Genomic DNA, 7,692 nt, shown 5'->3' with positions numbered 1-7,692 from the left:
CTCCGTGAATGGCCTCAAGTGCCACCTTGGCCTTGAAGTCGCTACTGAAACTCTTGCGTTTCCTTTGGCTCATTTACTTGCTCCTCTTTTGAGCAAGTTACCAACTTAAACCGCTGTCTAAAAACTGGGGTCCGCTATAAGATCGACACAGTGACAATGGCTGTCGAACAAGTCGCATCAGCCTCCATTGGGAAACAACCCTGAAAACGCCTACATTAAGTATCGAATAAAATACTGATGAAACAAGCCATCTGCCAATGGTTCCTGAACTGACCATCATAGTCATTGTTCTGCTCGTTCTTCTCGGATGGCTGGTCACTTACAGGCTGAAGCGGCAAAGCCAGAAACGAAAGCGCCAGGAAAACGAAGTCTGGTCGATCGGTATCTACGAAGGTCCCAACCCGGTGACGCTTGCTCCCGCATCAGGCATAATCAACCCTATCCTTACGGCTGACGACATAGCCGACACGGATGCCCGCTTTGTAGCAGATCCCTTCATGATTACGTCAAATGGTATTTACCATCTTTTTTTAGAACTACTCAACAAAAAAAGGAACACTGGTGAAATAGGCCATGCCGAAAGCGAGGACCTCAGAAGCTGGAAATACACCGGGGTAGCACTTAAAGAAAAATTCCACCTCTCCTATCCTTATGTCTTCAGTCATGAAGACATGAAATTCATGATACCGGAATGCGCCAAATCAAATGAAATACGCCTTTACCGGGCCATTGAATTCCCTCTCCGCTGGGAATTGGCAGCAACGCTTCTGAAAGGCAATAAAAAAAAGGTACCGCTTCTTGACCCTTCGGTCGTTTTCCATAACGGCTATTGGTACCTGTTCAGTTACATGCGAAAAGTCAATAACCTTCATCTTTTCATTTCAGAAAATCTGACTGGCCCCTGGAAGGAGCATCCGGAAAGCCCTATTGTACGTGGCAACGATCATTTTGCCCGGCCAGGAGGACGAATTGTCAAAGACGGCTTGTTCCTGTATCGATACGCGCAGGACGGTGTACCGCGATACGGCAGCAAGGCATGGGGTTTCAGAATCAGCGAACTCACGCCTACACGATACAGTGAGGAGCCTGTCAGCGATAAGCCGGTCGTTCAGGCAGGAAACAAATCATGGAACAACAGGGGAATGCATACGGTAGATCCCCACAAAATTTCTGATGGCCGATGGATCGCTTTCGTTGACGGACTCGAACATCGCACCGCCACAAAGGCAGAAAAAAACGCCCAATAGAAATATATAACTCGTGAAAAAATCGGACCATGGTCACCACACATGCCTTAGCTGATTCCAGAATTGCAATTATAGGACTCGGATATGTCGGACTCCCTCTGGCAGTTGAATTTGCAAAGTACTATCCTGTTGCGGGATTCGACATTAAACTATCGAGAATAGAAGAACTGCGAAACGGACGCGACTCAACGCTCGAAATTGAAGAAAGCATCCTGGCATTACATGCCGTAACTGAAAATCCGCTTGAAATCACCGGGAGTTCAGCCAAAGGAATCTATTTCACCGCGGAGCTTCAGGAACTGAAACAGGCAAACCGATACATCATCACTGTACCCACACCAACGGATAAAAACAACCGCCCCGTGCTAACGCCCCTTCTTAGGGCTACCGAAAGTGTCGGAAAGGTTCTCAGCCCCGGTGATATTGTCATTTACGAATCAACCGTATACCCCGGAGCAACCCAAGAAGAGTGTATCCCGGCTCTTGAAACGTTCTCAGGCCTGACCTGTAACCAGGACTTTTTTGTGGGTTACTCACCTGAAAGGATCAATCCCGGCGACAAGGAGCACACAATCACAAAAATCACAAAAATCACTTCCGGCTCAACTCCTGAAGCGGCCATTGAGATCGACAGTCTTTACCAATCCATTATCACAGCAGGTACCTATCTGGCGCCATCCATCAAAATAGCCGAAGCTGCCAAGGTTATCGAAAACTCACAACGAGATATCAACATCGCTTTCGTCAATGAGCTTTCGAGAATTTTCAATCTCCTTGAAATCGACACACTTGAAGTCCTCAAAGCTGCAGCCACCAAATGGAACTTTCTGCCCTTCAAACCCGGACTTGTAGGGGGACACTGCATTGGTGTGGATCCCTACTATCTGGCACAAAAAGCCCAGGAAGCCGGATATCATCCAGAAATCATTCTTGCAGGAAGACGACTTAATGACGGCATGGGAGCATATATCGCCGGACAGATTGTAAAACTCCTCATCAAAAAGGGACTTGCTGTCAACGGTTCACGCATACTGGTTCTCGGTATCACTTTCAAGGAAAACTGCCCTGACATCCGCAACAGCAAAGTAATAGACCTCGTCAGGGAGCTGCAGGACTATGGCTGTCAGATAGAACTCACCGACCCATGGGCATCGAAAAAAGAGGTCAGCAAAACCTGCGGCATGAAACTCATCACCAATGTTGAATCCATCACACAAGAAGCATTTCACGGAGTCGTCGCAGCGGTAGGACATCGTGAATTCGCTTCACTCGATCCTCGAAAATGGCTTATCCCGGGTGGAATCGTCTATGATGTAAAAGGCATGTTCAAAAGAACAATGATTGATGGAAGGCTCTAAACCGGAAAATGAAAACTATATAAGATCATCCATAGGTTATCATAAGACATCAGAAAAACAGAAAAAAAAGCACTAAGTCATTACATAAAAACCGGTTAAATCAAGACAGGAAACAATGGTCAGAGTGCTGAGTATCTTTGATTGAGCGTTGTTATGACAAGGATTGTTTTTCTGTAATTTGCTATAAAATAACAAGATCATGTACCTACCGGTTTTTTTCTGACATTGCCGAATAAACCTCCTTTATATGAATTTTCTTTTCCTGAACTCCGCTCGTAATGGGTGGGGCGGCAACGAAAAATGGACCCTGCTTGCAACGGGAGCCCTCGCCAAAAAAAACGGCGTTTTCCTTGCCTATCGGGATCCCCTGCTTGGCGAAAGATTTTCGGTAAAAAAATTCAGGCTTCCCTTCATCGCGGAAATTGATCCTCTGACTCTTTTCGGACTTGTTCGCATTATCCTTCGGGAGCGAATAGATGTCCTTATCCCTACAAAGCGCAAGGATTATGTGCTTGCCGGACTTGCAAGCCGCATGTGCGGCACCGCCAATATTCTCCGCCTCGGAATCGACCGACCGATGAAAGACTCCCTGCTGCAAAAGCTTATCTACGATACCTTCACCGACGGGATTATCGTCAATGCCGAAAAAATAAAACGAACCCTGCAGCAAACGTCGTGGATCATGCCCGATAAAATCCGGGTCATATACAACGGCCTGGATTGCAGGGAAATGGAAAAAAGCTCCCACGAAAATTATCCGGAACCATTTGCCTTTACCATCATTTCAGCAGGCACGCTCATTGCCCGAAAAGGATTTGACTTTCTGCTCCGTTCTTTTGCCCGTTTTCTCGAACTCACTCCAGGAGCCCAAGCAGGACTTGTCATTGCCGGCGACGGGCCTCAGCGGGAGGAACTTGAACATCTTGCCGGTACACTCAACATCGGCGAAAAGGTCCTTTTCACGGGGTTTCTTCAAAACCCCTACCCTCTGATGAAAACCTCCGACGTTTTTGTCTCCACCTCGAAGTCTGAAGGACTTTCCAACGCACTGATTGAAGGTATGTTTCTTGAATGTGTTCCAGTCAGCACCTTTTCGGGAGGGGCCTCCGAAATCATCGAGGAGGACATAAACGGCTTCCTGGTATCCTATGGCGATCAGGAAAAACTTGCCGCAATCCTCAGCGAGCTCTACCTGAACCCCGCTAAGCGCAGGGCCGTGGCCGTAGCAGCTCACCGAACGGTTTCACAAAAATTCTCGATATTTTCCATGGAACAGGAGATCTTCGACTTCTGTACTGAAACCCGCAGTAAACAGCAGGACACATGAACATTCTCTTCATCAACTCCATAGGTCGCAACAAGTTCGGAGGCGGCGAAAAATGGATGGTGACTGCAGCAAAAAGTCTTGCTGACAGAGGCCATAATGTCACCCTCGCCAGTAAAAAAAACTCCCGGATTCTTCAGTACGCCTCGCAAAAAGGCGTAAAAACAACGGTCATTGAAATCCGATCAGATTTCAGCCCGCTGAAAACCCTGAAGGTTTCACGTTATCTCAAGGCAAACCGCACGGATGTGCTGATCTGTAACCTGAACAAGGATATCCGGGTGGCAGGCCTCGCCGCCCGCATTGCTGGAAACACGGTCGTGCTGGCCCGGCACGGCATGCTGCTCTGCAGCAGAAAGTGGAAACACAAAATCAGCCTCACACGTCTCTGCGACGGAATCATCACCAACAGCAGCACCATCAAAGAGGCTTACGCCGGATACGGCTGGTTTCCTCCGGAATTCGTCGAAGTCATCTATAATGGCATTGTCGTTCCCGAACAGGTCCAGGCGATAGATTTTGCCGCCCGATTCCCCGGAAAAACAGTCATCTACAGCGCGGGCAGGCTCTCCGCCCAGAAAGGGTTCACCTACCTGATCGACGCGGCCGCGATTCTCTGCAAAACAAGAAATGACCTCTTATTCGTCGTTTCGGGCGAGGGAAAACTTGAACACGAGTTGAAAACCCGCGTCAATGCGCTCGGGCTGGAAGATTCGTTCATTTTTGAAGGCTTCACGCCGGATATCTACCCCTGGCTCAAAGGGTGCGATCTCTTTGTGCTGGCATCACTATTCGAGGGCATGCCCAATGTAGTGATGGAAGCAATGGCCGTCGAAAAACCGGTTGTCGCCACCGACGTGAACGGAGCGAGGGAACTGATGCGGGACGGCATAACCGGCCTGATCGTCCCTCCCGCAGACCCCGTAGCTCTGGCTGCCGCAATTGCCTCGATCATAGACAACCGCTCAAAGCTTGAGCAATTCGGCAAAGCCGCGAAAAGAAGGGTTGCCGAAGAGTTTACCATACAGAAAATGGCAGACAGGATTGAACAGCTTCTCCTGAAAAAAACGGCAGAAAAACAGGTGCATCGATGAACGGGGAGTGGAAAAAAAAGCGAAGATTCCGTCAGAACTTTGCCCGGCTGCTGCAAAAAATGCTTCGCAAGCCGCTACTCCAGGCTCCGTATACCGGTACGGTCAATTCCGTCATCATTCTTGCACAGGAAAAATACGGCGACGCCATCCTGCTGACTCCGCTTCTGAGGCTGCTGAAGCGGCATTTTCCGGATAGCACCGTTCACGTCGTGACCTTCAGTCGGGCCACCTACTCCTTTTTTCAATCAGACCGGAACATCGACATCCTCCACCTGGCAAGGGGAAATGCATGGCCGTACTACCGACATCTCCTGAGCCGACGTTTCGATATACTCTTCAACACCAAAGACCACCCGTCCACAAGCTTTCTCTTTCAGTCGCTTCTCGTCAGGGCTCGCTACAAGGTCGGCATCGACTGCGATTACCACCGGGGTATCTACGATTATCTGGTCGATCTCGATTTTCACACTCCCGTAGCCCTGAAAAACTGCGGCCTGCTCGATATTCTCGGAAAATCCGTTCACCCTTATGAGTGCCGACCCTACCTTCCCGAAAAGCCCGTTTCGGAAACTGTACAGGCGTTTCTGAAGTCCATGCAGGAACGTACCTGTACAGGAATAAACATCAGCGCGGGAGGACCAACGCGCTACTGGACCGAAGAAAACTGGAAAAAACTGGCGGACGCATTTCCCGGCATAACATTCGTAGTGTTCTCTGCGCCCTGCGACCGTGAAAAGAAAAACAGACTGGAACGGCAGTGCCCCAATGTCATGCCATCACCGGAAACCGCAAATCTTTACGAAGCCGGTCTCATTGTCGGCAAACTGAAGCTGCTTGTGACACCCGATACGGCACTGGTCCATGTCGCGGCATGCGTCAACACTCCGGTGCTCGGCCTCTACGGAACTGCGCCGCAGGATCAGAGCCGCTTCATGCCTTTTCTTGTCAAACACAAAGTAGTGGTTTCACCCACGGCGCTCGTTAAAGAGATCAGCGCGGATAAAGTTATTGCCGCATTACAGGCAATGGTGTCGAACTGAGCCGGTTCAATTATCTTTTGGAAATAAAACCATTCTTCGATAACGTAATATCAAACGGAAAACAAGCGCACACCAAAGCAATAACCACGTGTCCACATCCCATCATATCTGTGCAGTCATACCCTGCTACATGGTCAAAGCCCAGATTCTATCAGTCATATCACGGATAGGCCCTGAAGTCACAGGAATCTACGTCGTTGATGACTGCTGTCCGGAGTCAAGCAGCGATCTGGTAATTCAAATGTGCCTCGATTCCCGGGTTCATGTTATCTGCAACGAAAAAAACCAGGGTGTGGGCGGAGCGGTGATGGCAGGCTATCGTGCAGCAATTGCCGACGGCGCTGAAATAATAGTCAAGATCGATGGCGACGGGCAGATGGATCCGAAACTGGTGCCCAGATTCATCAACCCTATCCTTCAGGGACAGGCGGATTATACCAAAGGAAACCGTTTTTACGATCTGACGAACATAGCCCGGATGCCTGCAGTCAGGCTGTTCGGCAATGCGCTGCTCTCTTTCATGACCAAGCTATCGACCGGATATTGGAACATTTTCGATCCCACGAACGGTTTTACGGCTATCCATGCTCGAGTCGCGGCACACCTGCCGATGGAGCGCATCAGCAAACGGTACTTTTTTGAAACCGACATGCTTTTCCGGCTCAACAGCATCAGGGCGGTCGTCGTAGATATTCCCATGGACAGCGTATACGGTGAAGAGCAAAGCAATCTGAAAATCTCGGGAGTCATCCCCGAGTTTTTACGAAAGCATCTTCAGAATCTGCTGAAGAGAATAGTTTACAACTATTTTCTCCGAGACATGACCCTTGCGTCGGTGGAACTGGTAGTAGGATGCGGGTTGCTCTTATTCGGGATTATTTTCGGCTCGATACACTGGCTTCAGGGAATACAGCAGGATACTCCGGCCCCGTTCGGCACAATCATGCTGTCGGCGCTTCCAGTACTTATCGGGCTTCAGTTCGTGCTGGCATTTCTCGGCTACGACATTGCAAATGTCCCTAAAAGACCCGTTAATCAGGACCTTCCCTGAATGCTTTTACGACTTCTGTAACAAACGCTGCATACTATAAGCAACTATCTTTTTTGTATTACCTGAAAATACCTCTTTCATCGAGACCGCCCTCTTCTCCAATAGATTCCAGGAAAGCACGGCTAATATTATCGTAACAATCGACGATAGCAATATCAAATTCGTCACCGTTATACCAGAAAACAAGGCTACAATTGATTGCTGCACAGGAAATGCATATATATATACTCCATAAGAATAATCGCCAATACCATTATATTTCCTGATAAATCCAGACGGTTTATATGCCAAAAAAAACAGAACATATGAAACCGAAACCACATAGACAATGTAAAACACAAACGCATCTTGTAATGATAAAAATAGCAGAACAAGAAGCAAACAGAAAAGACGCAAAGAGAGATATATATGCTCTTTCAGAACATAAAATGATGCCCCCCCCTATGTGTTAATATAGATGTCGCATCCTAAAAGGAGGCGATCTATGGGTTATTCGCATGCAGTAAGGCAGAGTGTACTGAAGAAAGTGCTACCGCCAGAAGGCAGAAGCATCAGTGAAGTGAGCCGGGAAACCGGTG

6 protein-coding genes are annotated in these 7,692 nt (G+C 48.5%); all 6 read left to right on the top strand.

Annotated features, from left to right (window positions below; translation table 11 throughout):
- Nucleotides 1-257 precede the first annotated feature (257 nt).
- Entirely contained in the window at nt 258-1,247 is a 990-nt protein-coding gene (locus K9G39_RS11100; RefSeq protein ID WP_292004993.1) for a hypothetical protein, read from the top strand.
- Nucleotides 1,248-1,276: 29 nt separating this feature from the next.
- Nucleotides 1,277-2,605, top strand: coding sequence for a nucleotide sugar dehydrogenase (locus K9G39_RS11095; protein ID WP_292004992.1), 1,329 nt, complete (start codon nt 1,277-1,279; stop codon nt 2,603-2,605).
- 247 nt (nt 2,606-2,852) lie between these two features.
- Nucleotides 2,853-3,932 (top strand): glycosyltransferase, encoded by a 1,080-nt coding sequence (locus K9G39_RS11090; protein WP_292004991.1) that lies wholly within the window; start codon nt 2,853-2,855, stop codon nt 3,930-3,932.
- Nucleotides 3,929-5,023 (top strand): glycosyltransferase, encoded by a 1,095-nt coding sequence (locus K9G39_RS11085; RefSeq protein WP_292004990.1) that lies wholly within the window; start codon nt 3,929-3,931, stop codon nt 5,021-5,023. The genes K9G39_RS11090 and K9G39_RS11085 overlap by 4 nt, the downstream gene beginning before the upstream one ends.
- On the top strand, nt 5,020-6,063 hold the full coding sequence (locus K9G39_RS11080) for a glycosyltransferase family 9 protein (RefSeq protein WP_292004989.1): 1,044 nt from the start codon (nt 5,020-5,022) through the stop codon (nt 6,061-6,063). Before K9G39_RS11085 ends, K9G39_RS11080 begins: the two co-directional genes overlap by 4 nt.
- Nucleotides 6,064-6,151: 88 nt before the next feature.
- The gene (locus K9G39_RS11075) at nt 6,152-7,114 is read left to right on the top strand and encodes a glycosyltransferase family 2 protein (protein WP_292004988.1); all 963 of its coding nucleotides are present in this window, start codon (nt 6,152-6,154) and stop codon (nt 7,112-7,114) included.
- Nucleotides 7,115-7,692 lie beyond the last annotated feature (578 nt).

Source organism: Chlorobium sp., from assembly GCF_021740465.1.
In the GTDB taxonomy this organism is placed as follows: Bacteria; Bacteroidota; Chlorobiia; order Chlorobiales; family Chlorobiaceae; genus Chlorobium.
This window is presented reverse-complemented; position numbering and strand designations above follow the sequence as displayed.

Excerpts from the sequence above, each read along its gene's own strand:
- K9G39_RS11100 (WP_292004993.1), top strand. The coding sequence starts at position 258 with ATGGTTCCTGAACTGACCATCATAGTCATTGTTCTGCTCGTTCTTCTC.
- K9G39_RS11095 (WP_292004992.1), top strand. The coding sequence starts at position 1,277 with ATGGTCACCACACATGCCTTAGCTGATTCCAGAATTGCAATTATAGGA.
- K9G39_RS11090 (WP_292004991.1), top strand. The coding sequence starts at position 2,853 with ATGAATTTTCTTTTCCTGAACTCCGCTCGTAATGGGTGGGGCGGCAAC.
- K9G39_RS11085 (WP_292004990.1), top strand. The coding sequence starts at position 3,929 with ATGAACATTCTCTTCATCAACTCCATAGGTCGCAACAAGTTCGGAGGC.
- K9G39_RS11080 (WP_292004989.1), top strand. The coding sequence starts at position 5,020 with ATGAACGGGGAGTGGAAAAAAAAGCGAAGATTCCGTCAGAACTTTGCC.